The sequence below is a fragment of the Cupriavidus sp. CuC1 genome (assembly GCF_044627735.1).
GTDB classification, from domain to species: Bacteria; Pseudomonadota; Gammaproteobacteria; order Burkholderiales; family Burkholderiaceae; genus Cupriavidus; species Cupriavidus ulmosensis.
In genome coordinates this window covers 1-1223 of record NZ_JBIUHC010000376.1, presented here as the reverse complement: position 1 = coordinate 1223, position 1223 = coordinate 1, and the positions used below count along the sequence as shown (strand labels likewise).

Annotated in this window: 1 pseudogene; it reads left to right on the top strand. The window is 62.6% G+C overall.

Features of this window, described 5'->3' with window-relative positions:
- A pseudogene (locus ACGLHR_RS51725) lies at positions 1-1223 on the top strand (Tn3 family transposase); the annotation flags it as partial.

Here is a 1223-nt window from a genome sequence, read left to right as displayed (position 1 = left end):
ATGAAGCGCTGGTACGCTACTACGCCAAGCGCTGTGCCAATCGTCCGGCATCAGTGAGCAAGCGAGTCGCGCAGCAACCCCGCCGTTTGGAAGCTGCTTGCTTTCTGCGTTACGCTTTATGCGCCGCCACGGACCAATTGGCGACCATGTTGCGACACTGGATTCAGAAATCCGTCAACGACGTTCGGCGCCTGATTGACGCTGGCCGACCGGACCCTGACACCCAGATGCGAGAGTTCGCGACTGCGGTCAAAGCGCTGGCCGCGGATGAGGTGCTAACCCGTGAAGCACTATGCCAGCAGCTGTCGGCGTTGGCCGATGCAGCGCTTAACCGGCGTGCGCCCAGCCGTGCCAGCCTGATCCGCATGCAACTCCTGTCACGGCACCGCCAGGCCCGAGCCTTGCTCGGCAGGTTGGTTCTGCTGCCCTTCTCTGCCCAGTCGGCGCACCCCGTGATCGAAGCCTTGACCGTGCTGCAGGAACTCTACGCGCGGAAGACCGATTCTCTTCCCGACCAGATCACGATTCGACTCGGCCGCGCCTGGCAACCCGCTATGGAGGGACAGGACCGTCAGCGTGCGCTGGCCGCCTTCGAGTGGGGCACGTTATTCGCTCTACGGGTGGCACTGCGCAACGGCTCAGTCTTTCTTGCGCACAGCTTTGCCTTCCGAAGCCAAGCGGCGCTTTTGATCGGCGCCAGCGATTGGAAGGCTAAACGCAACCACTTCTATGGCCATCTCAAGTTGCCGCAGGACGCTCAGGCATTTCTGGTGCCGGTGATCGCGCATCTGGACGAAGGCCTCGTCAAGCTGAGGGACGCTGTCTTGTGTGGGAAGCTCAAGATTGACGATGCGATCCACATCGATCCCTTGGTGGCGAGCGCTACGCCCGCGTCGGTGGAGACATTGCGACGCGCACTGTTCGAGCGGCACCCCGGCGGCCAGCACTGAGATCCTGCTCGAGATCGACAGCGCCACGCACTTCAGTTGGCTCTTGCTGGGGAGGGAGCCGCATTCCCGCAGCGAATTGCTATTGGTCTACGCAGCCATACTCGCTCATGGCACGTCGATGTCGGCTGCGGATCTCGCCCGAATGGTGCCGGAGCTGTCGCCGCCAGCGATCCGGCAGATGATGCATCGTATCGCGGACGAACGGAAGCTGCGCCACGCGGCAGAAGCCGTGCTGACCTTCATGCACCAGCACCCGATTGCCCAGCATTGGGG